This is a genomic window from Paucibacter sp. DJ2R-2, assembly GCF_025717675.1.
Lineage (GTDB): Bacteria > Pseudomonadota > Gammaproteobacteria > Burkholderiales > Burkholderiaceae_C > Paucibacter_A.
The window spans coordinates 1-20543 of sequence record NZ_JAJIRT010000010.1 but is presented as its reverse complement, the minus strand read 5'-3'; the positions used below and the strand labels follow the sequence as shown (position 1 = coordinate 20543).

The 20543-nt window shown below is 67.5% G+C and carries 13 protein-coding genes; 8 read left to right on the top strand and 5 right to left on the bottom strand.

Annotated elements, in window-relative coordinates:
* The first annotated feature begins 2 nt into the window (after positions 1 to 2).
* The 8 genes from LNV28_RS19900 (at position 3) to LNV28_RS19865 (ending at position 16238) form a co-directional block, all read left to right on the top strand.
* On the top strand, positions 3 to 4133 hold the full coding sequence (locus LNV28_RS19900) for a baseplate J/gp47 family protein (RefSeq protein WP_263520791.1): 4131 nt from the start codon (positions 3 to 5) through the stop codon (positions 4131 to 4133).
* On the top strand, positions 4130 to 5020 hold the full coding sequence (locus tag LNV28_RS19895) for a contractile injection system tail -fiber like adhesin (RefSeq protein ID WP_263520790.1): 891 nt from the start codon (positions 4130 to 4132) through the stop codon (positions 5018 to 5020). Before LNV28_RS19900 ends, LNV28_RS19895 begins: the two co-directional genes overlap by 4 nt.
* On the top strand, positions 5017 to 7761 hold the full coding sequence (locus LNV28_RS19890) for a contractile injection system baseplate wedge protein (protein ID WP_263520789.1): 2745 nt from the start codon (positions 5017 to 5019) through the stop codon (positions 7759 to 7761). The genes LNV28_RS19895 and LNV28_RS19890 overlap by 4 nt, the downstream gene beginning before the upstream one ends.
* A 17-nt stretch (positions 7762 to 7778) precedes the next feature.
* A complete protein-coding gene (locus LNV28_RS19885) occupies positions 7779 to 10787 on the top strand; it encodes a contractile injection system tape measure protein (protein ID WP_263520786.1) in 3009 nt (1002 codons plus the stop codon).
* The gene (locus LNV28_RS19880; protein WP_263520784.1) at positions 10771 to 12129 is read left to right on the top strand and encodes an ATP-binding protein; all 1359 of its coding nucleotides are present in this window, start codon (positions 10771 to 10773) and stop codon (positions 12127 to 12129) included. Before LNV28_RS19885 ends, LNV28_RS19880 begins: the two co-directional genes overlap by 17 nt.
* The gene (locus LNV28_RS19875) at positions 12126 to 14771 is read left to right on the top strand and encodes a putative Ig domain-containing protein (RefSeq protein WP_263520782.1); all 2646 of its coding nucleotides are present in this window, start codon (positions 12126 to 12128) and stop codon (positions 14769 to 14771) included. The genes LNV28_RS19880 and LNV28_RS19875 overlap by 4 nt, the downstream gene beginning before the upstream one ends.
* The gene (locus LNV28_RS19870; RefSeq protein WP_263520780.1) at positions 14768 to 15094 is read left to right on the top strand and encodes a hypothetical protein; all 327 of its coding nucleotides are present in this window, start codon (positions 14768 to 14770) and stop codon (positions 15092 to 15094) included. The genes LNV28_RS19875 and LNV28_RS19870 overlap by 4 nt, the downstream gene beginning before the upstream one ends.
* A gap of 64 nt (positions 15095 to 15158) precedes the next feature.
* The gene (locus LNV28_RS19865) at positions 15159 to 16238 is read left to right on the top strand and encodes an eCIS core domain-containing protein (RefSeq protein WP_263520778.1); all 1080 of its coding nucleotides are present in this window, start codon (positions 15159 to 15161) and stop codon (positions 16236 to 16238) included.
* An 85-nt stretch (positions 16239 to 16323) separates the two neighbouring features.
* Here LNV28_RS19865 and LNV28_RS19860 read toward each other — a convergent pair whose 3' ends face one another.
* The 5 genes from LNV28_RS19860 to LNV28_RS19840 all read right to left on the bottom strand — a co-directional run bounded on the left by LNV28_RS19860 (position 16324) and on the right by LNV28_RS19840 (position 20460).
* Entirely contained in the window at positions 16324 to 17034 is a 711-nt protein-coding gene (locus tag LNV28_RS19860) for a riboflavin synthase subunit alpha (RefSeq protein WP_263520776.1), read from the bottom strand.
* A 110-nt stretch (positions 17035 to 17144) separates the two neighbouring features.
* Positions 17145 to 18362, bottom strand: a complete 1218-nt coding sequence (locus LNV28_RS19855) for an ammonium transporter (protein ID WP_263520775.1) — start codon at positions 18360 to 18362, stop codon at positions 17145 to 17147.
* Positions 18363 to 18777: 415 nt separating this feature from the next.
* Positions 18778 to 19164, bottom strand: a complete 387-nt coding sequence (locus tag LNV28_RS19850) for a hypothetical protein (protein WP_263520773.1) — start codon at positions 19162 to 19164, stop codon at positions 18778 to 18780.
* A gap of 275 nt (positions 19165 to 19439) precedes the next feature.
* The gene (locus LNV28_RS19845) at positions 19440 to 19841 is read right to left on the bottom strand and encodes a hypothetical protein (protein ID WP_263520771.1); all 402 of its coding nucleotides are present in this window, start codon (positions 19839 to 19841) and stop codon (positions 19440 to 19442) included.
* 154 nt (positions 19842 to 19995) lie between these two features.
* On the bottom strand, positions 19996 to 20460 hold the full coding sequence (locus tag LNV28_RS19840) for a hypothetical protein (RefSeq protein ID WP_263520769.1): 465 nt from the start codon (positions 20458 to 20460) through the stop codon (positions 19996 to 19998).
* Positions 20461 to 20543 lie beyond the last annotated feature (83 nt).

The window sequence follows — 20543 nt, the reverse complement described above, 5'->3', positions numbered from 1 at the left end:
CCATGCACCCCGGAACCCAACAGAACGAACGCCTGGCGCCGCCGCTCGACCCGGCGCTGTCGCCGCCGTTCCTGCGCCCCGACGAGCTGGACCTGGCGACCCGGCTGCGCCTGACCCTGGAGTTGGCGCGCCAGCTGCGCTTTGTCGACGACATGGCCCTGCACCAAGGTCATTGGGGCGAGGTGCTGGATCAGGATCTCAGCCTGCTCCTGGCCGAACTGGCCAGCTCGCCCGGGATTGCTGAAGAAGCCCGGGTGATGGGCGTCTGGCCGCGTCTGTCGGAGCGGCAGCAATGGCACTACTGCCGCCGCCTGGCCGAGCAGCTGGAGCGTTGGTGCGCGCGCATGGAGCTGCACGCCAAGGCCCAGGCCACCGAGCCCGGCGCCAGCCCGGCCGCAGCCCGCTTGTTGCAGCTCTTGCAATCCCAGCTCGACGGCGATCTGGGCCGCCTGCAGGTCCAGCTGCAACCCCATTTCGGCGTCGGCGGCGAGGCCCCGCTGCCGCTCTTGGGCGCGCGGATGGGCCCCAGCACCAAGGCCTCCAGCACCTCGGCCTCCGGCCCCACCTTGAGCACCAGCGCCCTGGCCCGCGCCCTGCGCCAATTCTGGTTGGGCCTGTGCCGGACGCGCCGCCAGCTGGCCCTGCTGGCCGCCGAGCTGCTGCCGGCCAGCTTGCAGCAAGGTGACCATGACCCTGCCATGGGAGCACTGCTGGCCTTCATCCAGCTGCTGCAGCTCAGCCGCTCGCCGCTGGACCGCTTCACCGACCGCCTGACCCAGTTCTACTACCGCGACAGCCTGGGCTTCCAGCCGGCCGTGGCCCGCGCCGATCGCGTCCATGTGCTGCTCGAGCGGGACCCGCGCCACGCCCGGCCCGTGCTGCTGCCGCAAGGCTGCCTGCTGATTGGCGGCAAGAACGAGCGAGGCCAGGCCCTGCACTACCGCGCCGAACAGGAGCTGCTGCTGAGCACGCTGAAGGTCGAGCAGCTGCTGTCGCTGCGCCTGCACAGCGACGCCCGCATCTCACCCGAGCACCAATTCGCCTTCGCCACCGAGGCCCATGCATTGCAGCTGCCCGCCCCCACGCCCGAGCAAGCCGCACTGCCGCGCGCACGCGCCTGGCCCCTGCTGGGCGGCGGTCCTTGCATCGGTTTCGGCGAGGCACGCCAGGGCTTGGCCCTGGCCTCGCCGCTGCTGCAGCTGCGCGAAGGTGAGCGCGAGATCACGCTGGAGCTGCAGCTGAGCCATCCCCTGGGGCAGGACAGCCTCTTGCAGCAGGCCGTCGGCGAAGAGATCGCCGCGAACGCGACACTGGAGATTCATCAGGCGCACTGGCAGCGCATCTTTGAACGCCTGGCCCTGTTCGAAGGCCTGCCCCTGCCCAGCGCCCCCAGCCAGGCCGAGCAAACCGACTTGCACGCACAGCGCCTGCGCGAGCTCGGCCGCCGAACCGCACGCCATGGCCGGCGCCAGGCCGCCTTGAACGCAAGCCGCGAGAAGCCCAAGACCGTCACCGGCGCCTGGCTCAGCTTCCTGCTGGCCCTGTGCCTGGAAAGCCACAAGCCCGATACCTTGCGGCCCCGCATCGGCCGCCTGTTCGTCGTCTGGCTCAGTGTGGGCCAGGAGGATCTGAGTGCGCTGGACCTGCGGGCCCTGCGCCGCCATGCCCAGCGCGTGCTGGGCGACAACGCCGGCCCCACGGTGCAGGTCGACAACCCCTTGTCCCTGATCTACGGCAGCCAGCCCATGGAGCGTTCGCTGATCTTCGACCGCGTGTTTCGCGGTCTGTGGTTGGCGCAACTGAGCAGCCAACAAGGCTGGCTGGCTGTCCCCGAGGTCTATGCCCAACGCGTCGACCTGCGCAGCGAGCGGCCCAAGGACGCAGGCGGCCGGCTGCAGCTGCGCATCTCGCTCGGCGCGGGCGCGCCGCCGGTGCAGGCCTGCACGCCGGCCCTGCACGGCGCCGGCTGGCCGGCCCTGCCGGTGCTGCAGCTGCGCATGTCGGGCCAGACGCGGGTGTTCGGCTGCAGCCTGCTGCAACAGCTGGCCCTGGAGTCCGCCCGGCTGCAGGTGCGTGTCAGCGGCGTGCGCGAAATGACGCTCTACAACCAGCTCGGGCGGCTGGACGCCAGCAAGCCTTTTCTGCCCTTCGGCCCCCTGCCCGACCGCTCTTCCTACCTGATGTTCTCCAACGCCGAACTGAGTGCCAAGCCCATCAGCGAGCTGAGCCTGCAGCTGCAATGGGCCGGCCTGCCCAGCCAGGGCATGGCCGCACATTACGCGGTGTACGCGGCCTATGCGGACGCCGCCGGCAGCGGCGGCGCCAAGGAGCGGGGCGCGCGCGCGCAGCGCCGCTGGGACGAAAGCAGCTATCTGGTGCGGCCGGCCTTGCTGTCCGGCGGCCACTGGCAGGAGGGCGGCGAACTGCTGCGCTTGTTCGCCGAGCGCGGCCCTGAGCAAACCCTGAACCTGGACGGCAAGGAGCTGCAGAGGCTGCACCAACCGCTCAGCGTGCCCGGGGCCGCGGCCGACTACACCCTGAGCAGCCGCCAGGGCTTCTTCCGCCTGCAGCTGCAAGGCGCCGAAAGCGCCTTCGGCCACACCCTCTATCCGCGCCTGCTCAGCGAACGCCTGACCCAGAACAGCCGCATCAAGCGGGCCGAGGACCAGCTCCCCCTGCCCCAGGAACCCTACACACCGCGCCTGGAAAAAATCAGCCTCAGCTATGCCGCCGAGGAGCACATCGCCGCACGCCAGGACCGCGGCACCTTGCCGGGTCAGAGCCATGCCAGCCAGCTGCTGCAGCTCTGCCCCTTCGGCCTGCAAGCGCTGCAGCGCGGTGGCGCCGATCAGCGCTACCACCTGCTCGCGCATTGGCCCTGCGGCGCCCAGCTCTATATCGGCCTGAGTGGCACGGCGAGCGCGGGCAGCCTGAGCCTGCTGTTCCAGCTGCAGGCGGAAAGCGCCGCCGAATCACTGGGGCGCCCGCGGCCTCAGCTGAGCTGGGCAGCCTGGTGCGGCCAGCAATGGCGCGAACTGGAACCCTACCGCCTGCTGCTGGACGAGACTCAAGGCCTGCTGCGCACCGGCATCATGGTGCTGGACCTGCCCGAGGGCATGAGCGCCGACTGCCCGGAGCTGTCGGCGGCACCGGGCGGCCCTCTGCTGTGGCTGCGCCTCACAGCCAGCGGCGAGCTGGGCCGGCTCGCCCCCATGCAAGGCCTGTGGGCCCAGGCCATCAGCGCCCGCCGGGTGACCAGCCATGCGGCCGGCATGGCCGTGGAGCTGCCCGCCCAAAGCATCCACGCGACCCAGCCGGCCATTGCCGGCCTGGCCAGCGTGCGCCAGCCCCTGCCCTCCTTCGACCTGCGCGAGGCCGAGGACGAGGCCCAGCTGCGCACCCGCGTGGCCGAGCGCCTGCGCCACCGCGACCGCGCGCTGACGCCCTGGGACATCGAGCGCCTGGTGCTGCAGGAATTTCCCCAGGTGCAGAAACTGAAATGTCTGCCCTTGGGCGCCCAAGGGCAAGGTCGGCAGCAGGTGCTGGTGGTGGTCGTGCCGGCGCTGCCGCCAGGGCGCGAGATCGACGGCACCGAAGCGCCGCGCCTGGATGCCGCCATCCTGGATGAGATCACCGCCTTCCTGCGCCAGCGCGCCGTGCCGGACCTGCCCCTGCTGGTGCGCAATGCCGTCTACGACCGCATCCAGGTGCGCTGCCGCCTCAAGCTCAAGGCCGGCGTGGCGGCCGGCGAGCGCCTGCGCCAGCTGCATCAGGCCTTGCGCGACTACCTCTCGCCCTGGCGCCCCGGCGGCATCACCACGCGCTTTGACTGGCAGGTCCGCGCCGACGAGATCGAAGCCCATCTGCGCGCCCAGGCCGGGGTCGACAGCGTCGGCGAGGTCTCGCTGCTGCACATCATTCGCAACGACCGCGGCCGCTACCGCCTGGCGGACAGCGCGCGCGGCTCGAACCCGAATCTGATCCGGCCCTCCAAGCCCTGGAGCCTGGCCCTGCCGACACGCAAGCACCTGCTTGAACTCAGCGACAGCGTGCCACGCACGGCGCCGCGAACCACCGGCTTGGCGCGGTTGGCGCTCGGCAGCAGCTTCATCATTGGCGGGGCACAGGCATGAAGCAGCTGGAAAACCGCAAGACCCTGAAGAAGCTGTTCAGTGACGGCGCCCTGCCGACCGAGCATGACTTCGCGGCGCTGATTGACTCCATGCTCAATATGAGCGACGAGGGCTTCCGCAAGACGCCGGCCAATGGCGAGGAAATCTATGCGCCGGTCGGCCACCATGCCCTGCTGAGCTTCTATCGCGATCAGTTCCCGGAGACTGCGCTCTGGCGCGTCGCCCTGAGCCCCGCCACCGACCGCCTGCAATTCAGCAGCGGCGACCAGGCCAAGCCCTTGCTCGGGCTGACGGCGCCCGAGTCGCCCAAGCCTGGCCTGCGCCAGCCCAAGGACGGCGAGGTGGACCTGGACAACCGCCGGGGTCGGGTCGGCATTGCCTGTGGGGACCCGCGCGACACGCTCGAGGTGGCCGGTGTCATCGCCAGCACCGGGCGGCGCGGTCGGCACGCCACCGCCACACGCATCGCCGCCGATGGCCAATGGCATGAGGTGATCGGTGGCCTGCAAGGCTGCCAGGGCTTTGAAGTCGTCGCCGGAGCGGGCGGCTCGGAGGGCAAGGGCCACTTCGGCCTGCTGCACGCGATCGCACTGAGCGCCTTCAACCCCAGCTTCGGCCTGCTGGCCTGGTGGCGCCGCCGCCGCGGCATCCGCCAGACGAAAGCCTGGTGGGGCCGGCGCTGCGACCGTCTGGAGCTGCGTTGGCATGGCGGCAGCGGCCGCGGTGGCAGCTACAGCCTGCAGATCCGCACCGGCTGCGATTTCGGCCCGGATCAGGTCATCCAGGTGCAGCTGACCCAACTCTGGTTCGATCAAGAAATGGCCCAGTGCAAGCAACCCAAAGACAGCGGCGACGCTGAGGCGGACACAGCACAGGACAAGCCATGAGCATGCCGCCGCCGCTGTTGCAAGCCCTGGCCCCGCCGGCCCAGGGCGTGCTGCCGCAAGAGCGGGCCCTGGAGGCACCGCAGCGCCTGCCGCGCCTGCCCAGCAGCCGCGAGCAGCACGACCCTTTGGGCTTTGATGCCCTGCGCGAAGCGGTGATCCAGCTGGCCCAGGGCGCCAGCCGCTCGCAATGGACCGACTTCAATCTGCACGACCCCGGCGTGACCCTGCTCGAAGCCTTCTGCTTCGGACTCAGCGAAGACATCTACGCCAGCCGGCAAAGCGTGCCCGAACTGCTCGGCCTGCTGCCGGACATGGACCCGGGCATCGACAAGGAACCGGGCCGCCCCGCCGACCTGTCGGCCATCAGCCCGAACGCGTTGGCGCGCCACGCGCTCTACGGCCCGCGCGAGGCCCTGCCATGCCGGCCGACCAGCGCCAGCGACTACCAGCGCTGGCTCTACGACCTCTGGCCCGAAGCCCGCCATCTGCGCATGACGCCGCTGCGCGACCGGCACGGACGCCGCAGCGGGCTCTGGCATCTCTCGCGCCAGGCCCAAGTGGCCGACCAGGACGATCGCGAGCAAGCCCTGGCGCAGACCCGCAGCTACTGGGCACAGCGCAATCTGGGCGAGGACCTGCTGGACGCACAGCAATTGCTCAAGCCGCGTTGGGTCCGGCTGCGCTGCCGCGTGCGCAGCGACGGCCGGCGCGATCTGGCCGAGCTGCTGGCCGAGCTGCTGGCCCGCTGCGACGACTACATCGCCGCCCGGCCGCTGCGCCACGCGCTCGATGAGCTGCCCGACGCCGAGCACAGCGGCCCACTGATGAGCCAGGGCTGGGTCAACAGCGTGGAACTCGAACGCTGCCAGGCCGAGGAGCTGAAGTTCAATGACCTGACCCTCTACCTGCGCGAAATCCCCGGCCTGGCCGACATCGATGAGCTGCGCCTGGAAGAAAGCGCCGAGCTGCGCGAGCACAGCGAACTCAGCAGCCAGGACTTCGGCCTGCCGGAAGGAGCCCCGCCGCCGGCGCTGCTGCAGGACACCGACAGCCTGCCCATGCGCGGCCCAGGCTGGGCGCTGCGCCTGGCTTGGCCGGCCTCGGCCCAGGATTTGGAAGGCTGGAACGTCAGCGGTCAGGGCAGCAGCGATCAGCTGCCTTTGCAGCAGCTGTGGCAACAGCTGGAGGACGTGCGCCGCACGCCGCGCCGCCAAGCCCTGCCCGGCCTCCCGGCCGCGCCGACCCGGGCTGCGCGTGAGCCCAGTGAAGCCGAAGCTGCCGCCTATGTGCCCGCCAGCAGCCACCTGCCCGAGGTCTACCGCCAGCCGGGTCGACAGGGCGCCAGCCTGGAGCTGCAGGCCGGCGGCCGCGGCCAGCAGCAGCAATGGCAGGCCTATCTGAGCCTGATGGAGCAGTGGCTGGCCCACAGCCGGGCCCAGCGCCAGCATCTCGGCGAGCTGTTCGACATCGGTCACGCCAAGGGGCCCAGCTACTGGTGGGACCTGCCCGGCAATGCCCAGCTGTCCGCGCTCGAAGCCGTCGCCCTCGACCCGCACGCCACCGCCGCGCGGCCGCAATCGCCGGCAGCTCAGGAGGGCCTCTACCTGCAGCCACGCGAGCAGATCGAACGCGATGTGTTCGCCGCGGCCGACGAGGCCGTCGAGCGGCGCTCCCGCGTGCTCGATCAATTGCTCGCCCTGCACGGGGAGCAGCTGGACTTCCAGGCTCTGCAAAGCCTGCCCTGCTACTGGTCGGGGCCCAGTTGGCAAGGCCACCTGCTGCGCTGCAAGCAGCGCTATGCCCGCCAGCTGCTGGCCCGCACCCGCGACCGCCACGCGGCCTTCGACTACAGCAAAGCCCTGCTCGGTAAGCGCAAGAATCGCTGCGCCTTGGTGGAGCGACTGGCCCTGCAGCTGGGCATGGCCCACCCGTTCCCGCGTCGCCTGACACAGACGCTGCGCGTGCTCGAACTGCAGCTGCTGCCCGAAGACCGGCGGCCCGAGGGCGAAGTGCCCGCTCTGGCGGCTGACGGTGAATACCAGGCGCTGCATCTGCTGCCGGGCAGCCGGCCACCGCGCCGGGGTGCCGAGCTGCGCGAGTTGTGGCAAATGCTGCGCAGCCGCCTGCCCGGCTTGCGCCAGGCCCTGCCGCCGGCCCTGCTGCGCAGCGCCGTTCAAGCCGATCGCTTCATCTTGCGACGCCAGCCGTCGCAGCTCTGCCTCTGCCTGGGTGGCGAGCGGCGCGATCAGCGCTGGACCTTGGCCCGGGTCGCCTCGGAGGCGCAGGCGCTGCAGCTGGCCACCGATCTCCATCTGCTGGCCTGCGCGCTGCAGCGCCACGCCGAAGGCCTGCATCTGGTCGAACACCTTCTGCTGCGGCCCGCGGGCCAAGCAGCTGCCACCTTGGCCGCCTTTCACCGTCAGAAGATCAGCCTGATCCTGCCCGGCTGGACGGCTCGCGGCGCCGACCCGCGCTTTCAATCGCTCTGTCAGGAGACCTTGTTGATGGCGGCGCCGGCCCATCTGGAAAGCCGCAGCCTGTTTCTTGACGCCCAGGAGATGGAGCGCTTCGAGCAGCTTTACGAAGAGTGGCTGGACGCGCGCCGGGCGCATTGCGAGGCGCAGACGAAGCCAGGCCAGAACCTTGACCGCGGCCACGAGAACAAGACCACAGGCACCCAGCTCAGCGCCTGTGCCGCGGCCCTGAGCGGTTTTCTGCAGCCCTTCTGGGTCAGCCACTGAAGCGACACGGGCCCGCCATGAACCACAGCCATCGCATCGAGACGCTCAGCTGGGAGGCCCGATTCAGCCATGCCCGGCTGGCCCATGCGCAGCAAGATCGCCTGAGCGAGTTCATCCACAAGCACGCACTGCCGCGCATGGCGGAGCGCTTCGATGCCCTCAGCCCGCCGGGCGAGGTCTGGGCCCTGGATTGCCTGGAGGTCGACATCGGCCGCCTGCGCATCCAGGACAGCCCCAGCCAGTGGCTGCGCCAATTCGACCTGGCGCTGCAGCGCAGCCTGGCCAGGCTGAGCGAACAAATCCCGCCCAGGGCCGCCCTCGCACCGTGGGCCGACAGCAGCCCCGACGCCGAGCCGCCGCGCCGGCTGAGCAGCGCCGGCCATGAGCTCGGGCAGTTCCTGCACTTTCTGCAGCATGGGCTGCTGCCTTGGGGCATGCCGCTGCGCTCGGCTCGCGACCTCGCCGGCTGGCTGGAGCGCCTTGCTCTGCACCATGGGCCGCGGCTGTGGCAAGCCCTGCAGCAGCTGATGCCACCCGAGCCTGTGCTGGCCCGACTGAGCCTGATCGCGCCGCATGCCGGCCTGCAGGCCTTGCTGAGCGTGCGCCACCGCGAGCTGGCCGAGGCCATGCTGCTTTTGGACGACAACTGGCTGCTGCCGCTGCAGCGGCGCGGCCGCCTCAGTGCCTACCAGGTGCAAAGCCTGCAACAGCGCCTGCGCGTCGCAGGCCTGCATGCGCTCTGGGGCTTGAGTGGCGGTGCCCTCGGCGGCGCCCGCCAGCGGCGCCTGCTGGCCGCCCTGCAGGCCAGCCATGCCGAACTCTTGGGCCCCGGCTGGATGTCGCTGCGACGGGCGCTGCGGGGTCAGGTCTTGCCCCGCCCAGCAGGCTCGGAGCTCGCAGCCGCCATGCTCGCGGCCCTGTTGGGCGACCCGGACCAGGTCGACGCACAGACGCAGGCGGACGCTGACTCCGGCGGCTCGGCCGGCGGGCCCGGCCGGCCGCCCTCGCGCCTGGGCCAGGCCGCCTTGCGCCGCATGCAAGAGCAGGTTCAGGCCTGGGCCACGGGGCGGCCGTCGGCAGGCAGCTCGGCCCACATCGGCCGCAGCCTGGCCGAGCTGCACCGGCAGGCCCCCGCCGCCTTGCGCCAGGCCTTGCTGGAACAGCTGCGCCCACGCAGCGGCCGGCGCGCCTGGAGCCTGGCCCTGCCGGTCGAGCACAGCTGGCCCCTGCTGGCCTTGCTGGCCGGCCCGGGCGCAGACAAGGCCCCGGCGGGCCCGGAGCCACTCACGCGGCCAGCCCCGCCGCAATGGGCCGACTCTTTGCGCCAGACCGCACTGCAGCTGCTCAAGGCCTGCCCGGCGGCCGAACGACCGGGGCTCAGCGCCATGCAATCGCTGCTGATGGAGGCCAGCCTGGCCCACCTGCTGGAGCATGGGCGCCTGCCGGCCACGCACAGCGCCTGGCTGAGCCTCTGGCAAGGCGCCTGGGCGCGCTGGCAAGGTTCGGGTGACGCTGACACGCCAGCACCTCAAGCGCGCGATCGATTCAAGCGCGCGGCCGGGCCGGCCTTGCAAGCCGCGGCCAGCTTGCCCCTGGCTTCCGATGGCCCTAACTCCACAACACCGCTGAGCCGTCTGCAGGCCCTGCCCTGGCTGCCGACGCTGATCGCGCGCTGGCAAGCACCCAAGACCCAGCCTTCAGACGAAGCGGCGGCACCGCCCTGGCCGGCTGCGGCCTTGCGCCGTTGGCTCTGGCAGGAGGCCGAGGCGCTGAGCGCGGCGATGTTGCACCAAGCAATCGCAGTCCCCATCCCGCCCGCCAACCTGGAAGCGCATTGGCGCCGCCGCTGGCAGCAGCTGCACGACAGCAGCATCCAGGGGAACGCAGCGAAGGAATTGGCGACCTCGGCCCACTCGAAGCCCGGACTTGAAAACCAGCTGCGGCAACTGTGGCTGCAATGCCAGCTCAAGGCCTATGGCACGGCGCAGCGCCTGCGTCTGGCTGAATTGCTGGAGCAGCCGGCGGCCTGCCAGCAATGGTGTGCCCAGTTCGAGCCCGCTCAGCGCTGGCAATGGCTGGCGGCTCAGTTCGGCCCGGGAAGCGCCGAGGCCTTGAAGGACTGTATGGCAACGATGCGCGCAGAGCCGGCAGCACCCGCGCCAGAGCTGGCTCGCGACACTGGTCCAGCAGTCGCTCCAAGCGCCACAGCAGCACCGGCCGCGGATCCGCTCTGGTCGCTGCTTTGTGAGCATCTGTTCGTGCTCGCCGGCACCCCGGACGCGCCAGGTTTCCGCCGCCATGTGCAAGAAGCCGGACGGTCCAATCGGCGGCCTCGACCTCCAAGAGTGGCGCCCCATTCAGGCCACGAAGGCCAGGCCGGTACTGCACATAAGTCCCAGAGTTCAAACGCCACGGCCATCAGCGCCAAGGCGAGCGCTCCAGCGCCTGTGCGCCCAGCCCCGCCGGCACGGCCTGCGCCTGCCACAACACCGCCAGGCCCCTTGGCCGCGCCGATCTGGGTCGAGGACGCCGGCCAGGTGCTGCTCGCCGCCTATGCCGAGCGGCTGTTCAAACACCTGAGCTTGACCGAAGGAGGGCAGTTCGTCGATGCCCCGGCCCAAGCGCGTGCAGTCTTGTGTCTGCAAGCCTTGGTGCGCGGTGATGCGCCCAGCAGCGAGCCGCTCTGGCCGCTGTCCAAGCTGCTCTGCGGTCTCGCGCCCACCGACCTGCTGCCGGCCTGCGATCCGCTGACGGCCCAAGAGCAGGCGCTGCTGAACGACTTGCTGACCGCGGTCATCAGCCATTGGAAGGCCATCGGCAACACCTCGGTCGCCGGCCTGCGCGAGAGCTTTCTGCAGCGTGAGGGTCGGCTCGAGCGCCAACGTGCCGAGCACGGCGAACCCGCCCCCTGGCGGCTGAAGGTGCAGCCGCGTGCTTTCGATATGCTGCTCGACCGCCTGCCCTGGGGCTTTTCGATCATCAAACTGCCCTGGATGCAAGGAGTGCTGCATGTGGAATGGCGCTGACACCGCCCATGCTCAAGCTCTGAGCATGGAACTGGACTGGCTGGACACGCTGCTCGCGCAGCGCTTGGACCAGTTCTTCAAGCAGACCCCGCTGGAGGTGGGCGAGCCCGCGCCGACCCTGCCGGCGGACAGCGAACTGGCCCGCGTGCACGCCGAGTTGGCCGAGCTGCAAGGCCTGCCGGCCCTGAGCCGCGAGGAGCGCCTGCTGCTCGCCCTGGCCCTGGTGCCCCATCTGCGCCCGGCGGCCCTCGACCTGCTGTTCATGCGCAACCAGAACCTGGAGCGCGGCTTCACCGAGTTCGGCGGCATCAAGAGCCAGAACCATGGCGGCTTCATGCCCACCGGCGAGACGGCGGCCTTCCTGATCGCTGGTGAATCATTGGCCCGGCGCTTTGGCCTGCTGGCCCTCTTCGACCCCGGCCATGGCTTTGCCCGCCGCGGCCTGCTGCGCCTGGAGCCGCCCCCGGCCGGCGAGCCCCAGCTCAGCGGCTTGCTGGCCGCCAGCCCCGAGGCCCTGCAAAGGCTCAGCACCGGCGTCTGGCACAAGCCGGACTACAACGCCCAGTTCCCGGCCAAGCTGATCCACAGCAGCCTGACGTGGGACGATCTGGTGCTGGCGCCCGAGGTGCTCGATGACATCCGCCAGCTCAGCGCCTGGCTGACGCATGGCCGCACGCTGATGCAGGACTGGGGCCTGGCGCGCAGCCTCAAACCCGGCTACCGCACCCTGTTCTATGGGCCACCGGGCACCGGCAAGACACTCACCGCCACGCTGATCGGCCAGCAGGCGAAGCTCGACGTCTACCGCATCGACCTGTCCATGGTGGTGTCCAAGTACATCGGCGAGACCGAGAAGAACCTGGCCCGCGTGTTCGACCAGGCCGAGACCCGCAACTGGGTGCTGTTCTTCGACGAAGCCGACGCCTTGTTCGGCAAGCGAAGCGCCGCCAGCAATGCCAACGACCACCACGCGAATCAGGAAATCGCCTACCTGCTGCAGCGGGTGGAAGACTTTCCCGGCGTCGTCATCCTGGCCAGCAATCTGCGCGGCAACCTCGACGAAGCCTTCTCGCGACGCTTTCAGTCCATGGTCTATTTCCCCATGCCCGACCCCGAGCAACGCCTGCGCCTGTGGCGCGGCATGCTGGCCGGGCAACACCTGGCCCCCGATGTGCGCCTGGACGAAATCGCCCAGCGCTATGAACTCTCCGGCGGCTCGATCGCCAATGTGATCCGCCACGCCGCCTTGAGCGCCATGCGCCAAGGCCGCCAGCAGGTGCGGGCCAGCGAGCTGCGCACCGGTCTGGCCAAGGAACTTCGCAAGGAAGGAAGAACGCTGTGAACCCCGCCCACCTGAATGCCCCGGCCAAGGCCACGTTCCCGGCCACGGCACGCCGCGGCCTGCGCCTGCTCGGGGCGGCACTGCTGGGCCTGTGCTGCCTGGGCAGCGCTGCACGCTTGGCCACCGAGGCCGAAAGCAACACCCCGGCCGCTGCCGCCAAGCCGGCCAGCGCCGCGGACGGCGCCGCCACCAGCAGCCCGGTCAGCCCGCAAGCCGAGAGCCACAGCCAGCCACTGCCCGCCGAGGCCAGCGCCCAGTGCAAGGCCAGCAGCCCGGAAGCGAACTGCTGCTGCGCCGGACAGCCGGCACTGCAGCTGGACCTGCCCCCGGTGCGCCTGCCCGCCGCCGTCGTCGGCAAGGCCTACAAGCACGTCTTGAAAGCCAGCGGCGGCCAGCCGCCCTACCGCTACCGGCTCACGGGCGGTACGCTGCCCGAGGGCATCAAGCTGGACGAGCAAGGCCTGCTGTCCGGCACCGCCCTCAGCGCACAGCGCCATCCGCTGAACATCAGCGTCAGCGACGCCCAGCAGCGCCAGGGTCAGCAAAGCTACATCCTGAGCGTCATCACTGCGCCCCCAGGCAAACAATCAGCGGCCGCCTCTGCTGCTTCCGCGTCCAGCCCCGCCGCCTTGAAGGCACTCTCGCTCAACGATGCCCAGGCCAAGGTGCCTGCGCCGCGCCGGCCCCAGGTCGAAGTCTTCAAGCTGGCCCAAGCAACGCTGGACCTGCTGCTGCCCACACCCGGCCCGGAGGAAGAGGAACAGCTGAAGCTGGAGGCCGCCAAGCCCAGCGAAGACGCCGGGGGGGGCGACGGCATGCGGGTGGAGGCCGCTGCGGCACCAGCACCGGTCGCAGCCGCCGCATCTGCGCCCGCTGCCGATACCGGCCCGCCGGCCCCGGGGCCGCTCACCGAACCGCAAATTGAGCAGCTCAAGCAGCTGCTGACGCCCCTGATCCAGGTCGAGTTTCCGAACCGGCAATTGTTCGAGGCGGCGCTCGATGCCCAGCTCTGCCAATTTGTGGCGGAGCTGACGCGCGTCAGTGCCAGCAAGCAGGGCATCAAGCCGCCACCCGCGGCCGAGTTCGCCCGGGCCTGCCCGCCCAACAACTGGCCGCAACGCCTGGAGGAAGCTCAGAAACACAGGGCCTGGGTGGCCGCCGAGCCGGCCAAAGCCCTGGCCGCCGCCAGCCGCAAAGCCGCCACCACCGACATCAGCTGGCAGGAGCTGGCCCCGACCATCATGCCGCCGGAGCTGCGGGCCTGGCTGGTCGAACGCAGCGGCCGCAAATACCCGCTCAGCTTCGACAAGAAGATCAATTGGGACGGAGCGGGCTGCGGCTGCGTGCAGGACGAGATCGGCAGCCAGATCTACGGTTTTTTCCCCGAATGGTGGTCTGGCGACAAAGCCCAGCAGGTCGACTTCAGCCGCCTGCACCGGATCAGCGTGTTCGGCCTGGCCATCAACGACGACGGCAGCCTCGCCGTGCCCGAGCATGCCATGCAAGGCGCCACCGATTTCGTCCGGCAGGCCCGGGTTCACGGCACCGCGCTGGACCTGACCCTGTACCGCAATGACTGGCTGTTCCTGAAGAATGCCGACAGCAACGAGCGCGCCAACACCATCGAACGCATGATTCGCGAGGCGCCCGGCCGCGCTATGGCCGTGATTGACCGGCCGCTGAACGACTGGCGCTCGCGCCTCTACGGCGTGCTGCCCGGTCTCGGCCATGCCACGCGCATGGGCGACGGCCTGACCCTGTTCCTGGACGAGCTGCCACCGCGCGAAGACTTGGTCTGGCGCAGCCGCTTCGATGCCTATTACAAAAAGCTGGTCGAAGCGCTGATCACGGCCCTGCGCCAGGGTTCGCGTGACTACACCCTGAACCTGGTGATCAGCGACCGCGAGCTGGCCCGCCCCGGCGCCTTCGAGCTGAACAATCTGTTCGACTATCTGCGCCAGGCCGAGGAGCCGTCGCTGCTGCGCGGCCGCATCCACGCGGAAACGGCCGAGTACAAGAGCAACACCAACGTAACGCTGCGCTTCATCGTGCTTCTGTCCGAGCCCAGCGGCGACAGCAAAAAGGCCTTGCGCGTCAAGCTGGATCAATCGACCGCCATCAAAGGCGGCGACCGCCGCATCTTTCTGCGCAAGCTGATCCCCCTGGTTTCGCCGCGCAGCAAGGGCGGCCAGCAGTTCGCCGACGACCTGATCTACTTCGATGACAACTACGGCGGAGTTGCCTTCTGGCCCTTGCCCATCAAGGAAGTCTCGACACCGGTCGACTTCAGCCAGAACTTCGACACCGCCTTTTTGACCGGCTCGATCAGCGACTTCAAGCTGGCCCTGCGCGGCTGGGTCTGCGAACACCGCTGGCCGCTGCGGGCCGTCTTTGAGCTGCTCTTGCTGATCGGCGCCGCCTGCGGCTTGGCCATGGCCCTGAACTGCGCCTGGCGGGCCCGCTGGGGCCGCTATATGCCGCTGGGCGCCCTGCCGCCGCTGGCCGTGGGCAGCCTGCTGTTTGCTTTCGACCCCGGCCTCAAGCCCCTGCGCGAGAGCCCCTTCCTGCTTTGGACCCTGCTCGTCGCGGTGACGATCTGGGCGGTGTTGGCGATGCGAAGAACCCAGGTGGAGAAACCATGACAAACCCAGGCAAACAAAGACTCAGCAGCCCGGTCCGCGCGGCTGCGCCGCTGCAGGCTGCCGCTGCCCATGCGGGTGGGCTGAGCGCCGACGCCAGCAGCCCGAGGCAGGCGGCGCAAGGGGCGCAGATCGCGCAGCTGCAGAGCGCCAGTCCGGTGGCCCAATTGGCCGGCGGCAAGAAGCATCACGATCCGGAAAAGAAGAAGCACCTTGCCAAAGGTGTGGGCAAGAAACAGAACGAAACCTCGGCCAGGGCTCTAGCGATCAAGAAAGCCAGCCCGACGCCCATGACCAACAAGGAAGCCAAGCGCCAGGCCAAATGAATCCGAGCTTGGCTTGAGACTGCCTAAGACGCAAGTCAGCCCGTGCTTCTCTGGAGCAATCACGATGCGCAACAAACAAACCGTTCACCAACTGTTCACCACCAAGCCGGCGGCCCCCCTGCGCTGCCCCGCCGCCGACACCGACAACAGCGTGACCCAGAATGGCGGCAAAGCGCCACTGGTCAGGTCAGACAGCCCAAGGCAGTTGAAACAAGGTGAGCGGGTGGCCCAACTGCGCAGCGGGGGAGAGGCTGCGAATGTGACGCCATCGCGAGGCGGCCTGCCCGATGGTCTGCGACAGGGCATTGAGTCGCTGTCAGGCAAGGACATGTCTGGCGTGCGTGTGCACCGCAATTCCGGCAAGCCGGCGGCGCTGCAAGCCCATGCCTATGCGCAAGGGCAGGACATTCACCTGGCACCGGGGCAGGAGAAGCACTTGCCCCATGAGGCATGGCATGTGGTGCAGCAAGCGCAGGGGCGTGTAAAACCAAACACGCTGACGCGCACGGGAACGCCCATCAACGATGACAAGGGGCTCGAAGCCGAGGCGGATCGTATGGGCGCACAAGCAGCTCAGCGCAACGCAAGCAAGGCCGAGCCTCCGTCGCTGGCCCAGCTCAGCACGAGCAACGCAAGCATTCAAAGAATGATGCGAGAGGATGATGACGAGAACGAGGAAGAGATAGAAGACGAATGGGTCATGACCCCTGAAGAGGTCGAAGAAGTCGCCATCATGGTTATCGAAACTGGCGACAGGCTTGACAGGGAAACTTATGGAGAGAAGAACCTGGCTCGAATTGGAAGGAGGGTTGCTCAACTTCAAAAAGACAGCAGCAACGCCAAACTCTTTCAACAAGCCTTGGATGGCATGGAAACCAGATCAAAGATGAAAAGTTGGACGATCAACGGCTTGACTTATCACGTGAACCTGACGACCGCAACCTCGCATGTATCGCGAGAAGGCAGCCCGATGATTCATTACTTCTTTGAGGGCTCCGGAGAAGACATAGCCGACAAGCAACCGACCAAGGAGGAACGGGGCTCCCACGTCAAGAAGGGCGAGGTGAACACCAAACTCGTGTTCTCAAATCTCCCAGCGATCATCCAGGAATTCGTCAGGACGCACTGGGCGAGCATTACTTAGACTTGGGTGCACGCGCCCCTGCGGCTTGATTGCACGAAAAAGAGTGCAAGCCAACTATCATCAGGCACCCTTCACCGTCACAGGCCTAGAACTTCAAGGGTGCGGGCAATTCATCAATGCTCCGCCCTTGCGAGGCCAACCAAGCCTCCAGCGCCGGCAGCAGCGGCCCCAAACGCTCATCCACAGCGGCACGCACCGTGTCCACCATGACTTGGGTCTGGCGCTCGATCTCGATGTGCAGGGCTGCGCCCACACCCTTTTCGGCGAAGGTGGTCATGCGCAGGGTTTCGGGGATGAGCCAGACCTCGAACCAGCCCGAGCCATCGCGCTCGCGGCCGGCTTCGGCCACGGTCAGGCTGGCGCCGTTCACTGCGATGTAACCCTTGGCGAAGATGTAGCGCATCCAAGGCGCGGGCACGCCGATGCGGATGACATGGTTGTTCTCGGGCTGGCGGATGGCCTGCACCGTGGCCATGAAATCGACATGGCCGGACAGCGGGTGGCCGCCGATCTCGGCGCCGTCACGCGCGGCGCGCTCGACATTGAGCCGGCTGCCCGACTGCAGCGCGCCCAAGGTGGTGAGGTTCAGGCTTTGCTGCATCACATCGAAGTCGGCGCGGTCGGCCGCCTCGTCCAGCGCGGTCACGGTCAGGCAGACGCCGTCTGACGCGACGCTGGCGCCGATCTCCAAGCCTTGGCAGAAGCCGGGCGGGAACTGCAGGGTGAAGCTGCGCAGACCGGGGCGGTCTTGCAGGGCGGCCACCTGGGCCACGGCTTGAACAATGCCAGTGAACATCGCGAATGAAGTGCTGAAAGAAGACAAAGAGCCTGGGCCCAAAACGCCACCACCGCCCGAAGGCGGTGGAAGACAGGAACTGGAGCCAAATTGGAAGGCTGGGCGTGAGCTTACCAGCTGACCTCGCGCTCCGGCGTGGCACCGATTTTGTGGATAGAAAGGTCGGCACCGTCGAACTCTTCTTCCTGGCTCAGGCGCAGGCCGACAAAGCGCTTGAGCAGGCCGTAAACCACAAAGCCGCCGGCCAGGGCCCAGGCCACGCCGGCCAGGGTGCCGATCAGCTGCGACCAGAAACTCACCCCGCCCACGCCGCCGCCGGCCTGGCTGCCGAAGATGCCGCAGGCAATGCCGCCCCAGGCACCGCAGAGGCCGTGCAGAGGCCAAACGCCCAGCACATCGTCGATCTTCCAGCGGTTCTGCGTCAGGGTGAACATCTTGACGAAGATGTAGCCGGCCACCGCGCCCGTGATCAGCGCGCCATGCGGGTGCATCACGTCCGAACCTGCGCACACGGCCACCAAGCCGGCCAGCGGGCCGTTGTAGGCAAAGCCAGGGTCGTTGCGGCCGGCCAGCACGGCGGCCAGGGTGCCGCCCACCATGGCCATCAGCGAGTTGACGGCCACCAGGCCCGAGATCTTGTCCAGGGTCTGCGCGCTCATCACATTGAAGCCGAACCAGCCCACCGCCAGCACCCAGGCGCCCAGGGCCAGGAAGGGAATGCTGGACGGCGGATGCGCGCTGATCGCGCCGTCCTTGCGGTAGCGGTTCATGCGCGGGCCGAGCAAGAGCACGGCGGCCAGCGCGATCCAGCCGCCCACCGCATGCACGACCACCGAGCCGGCGAAGTCATGGAACTCGGCGCCGAACTGGGCCTTCAACCAGGCCTGAAAACCAAAGCCCTGGTTCCAGACCACGCCCTCAAACAGCGGGTAGATCAGGCCCACGATCACGGCCGTGGCTGCCAGCTGCGGGCCGAAGCGGGCCCGCTCGGCAATGCCGCCGCTAATGATGGCCGGAATCGCCGCCGCAAAGGTCAGCAGAAAGAAGAACTTCACCAGCTCATAGCCATTGCGCGCCGCCAGGCTTTCGGCCCCGGTGAAGAAGTGCACGCCGTAGGCCACGGTGTAGCCCACCAAAAAGTAAGCCACCGTGGACACCGCGAAATCCACCAGGATCTTGACCAGGGCATTGACCTGGTTCTTCTTGCGCACCGTGCCCAGCTCCAGAAAGGCAAAGCCCGCGTGCATGGCCAGCACCATGATGGCGCCGAGCAAGATGAAAAGCGCGTCCGCGCCCTGCTTGAGTGAAGAAAGGGAGGAAGAGTCCATCGGGCTGGCTGGGTTGGGGTTGTTCTGCTTGCTTGCTTGCTGGATTGCTTGCTTGCCTGTCTCTTGACCTGGCCTCTTTCGCACCATCGGAGGGCCAGACGCACCAGATCAGCAAGAACAGTGCCCAAATTGGCGCAGGCCAAGCCCGCAGAGTGCGCACCAAATGGAGGCACCAAGCGTCATTTCGGGGCGGCAGCGCACCAGAGATGAGCGCGGGCGATGAATGAGTGGATGGGACGAGGGCTGCGGCTGAGCCGGTGATAGCGGCTGAACCTTCAGGCCTGTGCAGCCCGGCTCTTCAGCAGACCAGTCTGAGCAAGAATCCGCGAGCGGCCCTGTGCCACGCCAGCGGGAAGCCGGGCAAGCCTCACGGCGTGCCCACTGAGGACGTCTACGCAGCGCCCCACCTGTTTACTTATTGCTTGCTCGCGGACCAATACGACAGAAAGTCTCGCCCGGTGGAATGGGTCAGCCCTTCCAGGCGCCCGCCCGACAGCACCGCGGAGTGGTTGTAGGGGCCGGAGCCATCGGCGGTGACAAACGCGATTCGCACGGCGCCCCAGCCGGTGTTCAAGCGCCCATGGCTGATCGGCGAGCCGTAAAACGTCCCACTGAAGGTCTTGCCTTCCACCTTGCTGACCACGAACTCCTGAAAGTAGGGGTCTGCATCCGGTGTGGGGCGAAGGTCGACTTTCCAGGTACCGACCAGTTCCAAGGGCTGCGGCTTGGAGGGTGGCTGAACTGTGGAGCAAGCGATCAGCGCTGCAACTGCCAGACCGACCATCAAGATGGAAGTACGCATGAGTAGCCCTTGAAATGAAGCAGGTGGGGTGCGGAAGGCCTAGTGCTTGCAGCGACCGGCTAAAGCACTGACCGAGCAGCCGACGCGAGCTCTTTGGTCAGCAAGAAAACAATCCCTCAACTAGCTTGACGATCCGACTCCATCCGATGCTCCACCTGTGATGGAGAGCTCAACGTTTGAAGTAACCAGCGCGGAACGGACTGGCAGTATTTGGCCCAGAGTGAAATGGCGGGCCAAATGCTAGCAAGCCGTGTAGAGACCGGTTGCCTGAAGGGTTAGGTAGAACTGCGTGCCGAACGTCGCTGAGTAATGAGGTATGTAGCAAACAGCACGACCATGATCGTGTCTACGACCACGGCGACGCCAGCTTGATACTGAAGATACGGCTGGCCTAGACTGAGGACAAGAGCGATGAACACCAGTTTGCTGGAGCAAGCTACCAGCAGTGCGACGGTACGTGCCTCCTCCCGAAACGCGCCGTAGATGAGAAGAACACCTACTAGACCGATTAGCGCGCCCCAGTTTCTGACGACGATCTGTGCGACCGGCCCATCGAGCGATTGTCCGAAATTCGAGACTAGTGCCGCCTCAGGTGCGACTAACGCATAGAACATGGTGCAGGTAAGTAGGCCGGCTACAAACATCACCCATTTAATTGATCGCGAAAGCAGTTGCATTGAATCCTTGGTCGTGAGGGTCGAGAAGTGGCTAAATTGTGCAGCCAACGTTGAAGTTGAGCCGCGAGCGACGGCTGGGCACGGAAGGCCCAGAATGAAATATGGGCCTGAAGTGACCAGCCGTTGCGAGTCGGCTCGAACGACCGGTTAGCTGTCATTCTCTGGCCGCAACAAGTTCAGAGAGTAGCGACAGCTGACGGATTGGAAATGGGTGTTCCATCCACTTTCCTAGGTAGCCCTCTTCGCCGTGCTCAGCGAGAACCGCAGCGGCAGCCCGTTGCACAGCAGCAGCAAATACAAGTGGGCGGCAAGTGGTCGAAAGTAGTACCTTTCCATCTGCATTCGGCTTGCATCCCCAAAGATCCTCGAATTCCAGAATCTGAATTTGAATCTGATTGGGTTCAGTCTGTTCGATGACCCACCTGTATTCGCCAGGCTCTTCGTCGAACCCGAACGAAATGGACGCAAATCCTGAGAGTGCACTAAACGCGGCGACAACCAAGTTCCCCAATGCATCCGAGAGATACGAGGCCGAGACGCTGCACGATTCCTCTCCATCTTCGATGGTGCACTTTGACCAGCCGGACCCGACCAGCTCGTACGTGATTGAAAGTTGCATGACAGCTAACGAGGCTGTCCAATAACCCGATATCCCCAACCACCCGCACTACTCTGGGCGTGTGAATGTCGGCGAAGGCGAGT

What these genes read in the sequence shown, in the direction of transcription:
- LNV28_RS19900 (WP_263520791.1), top strand. Translation starts at nt 3, where the DNA reads ATGCACCCCGGAACCCAACAGAACGAACGCCTGGCGCCGCCGCTCGAC.
- LNV28_RS19895 (WP_263520790.1), top strand. Translation starts at nt 4,130, where the DNA reads ATGAAGCAGCTGGAAAACCGCAAGACCCTGAAGAAGCTGTTCAGTGAC.
- LNV28_RS19890 (WP_263520789.1), top strand. Translation starts at nt 5,017, where the DNA reads ATGAGCATGCCGCCGCCGCTGTTGCAAGCCCTGGCCCCGCCGGCCCAG.
- LNV28_RS19885 (WP_263520786.1), top strand. Translation starts at nt 7,779, where the DNA reads ATGAACCACAGCCATCGCATCGAGACGCTCAGCTGGGAGGCCCGATTC.
- LNV28_RS19880 (WP_263520784.1), top strand. Translation starts at nt 10,771, where the DNA reads ATGTGGAATGGCGCTGACACCGCCCATGCTCAAGCTCTGAGCATGGAA.
- LNV28_RS19870 (WP_263520780.1), top strand. Translation starts at nt 14,768, where the DNA reads ATGACAAACCCAGGCAAACAAAGACTCAGCAGCCCGGTCCGCGCGGCT.
- LNV28_RS19865 (WP_263520778.1), top strand. Translation starts at nt 15,159, where the DNA reads ATGCGCAACAAACAAACCGTTCACCAACTGTTCACCACCAAGCCGGCG.
- LNV28_RS19860 (WP_263520776.1), bottom strand. Translation starts at nt 17,034, where the DNA reads ATGTTCACTGGCATTGTTCAAGCCGTGGCCCAGGTGGCCGCCCTGCAA.
- LNV28_RS19855 (WP_263520775.1), bottom strand. Translation starts at nt 18,362, where the DNA reads ATGGACTCTTCCTCCCTTTCTTCACTCAAGCAGGGCGCGGACGCGCTT.
- LNV28_RS19850 (WP_263520773.1), bottom strand. Translation starts at nt 19,164, where the DNA reads ATGCGTACTTCCATCTTGATGGTCGGTCTGGCAGTTGCAGCGCTGATC.
- LNV28_RS19845 (WP_263520771.1), bottom strand. Translation starts at nt 19,841, where the DNA reads ATGCAACTGCTTTCGCGATCAATTAAATGGGTGATGTTTGTAGCCGGC.
- LNV28_RS19840 (WP_263520769.1), bottom strand. Translation starts at nt 20,460, where the DNA reads ATGCAACTTTCAATCACGTACGAGCTGGTCGGGTCCGGCTGGTCAAAG.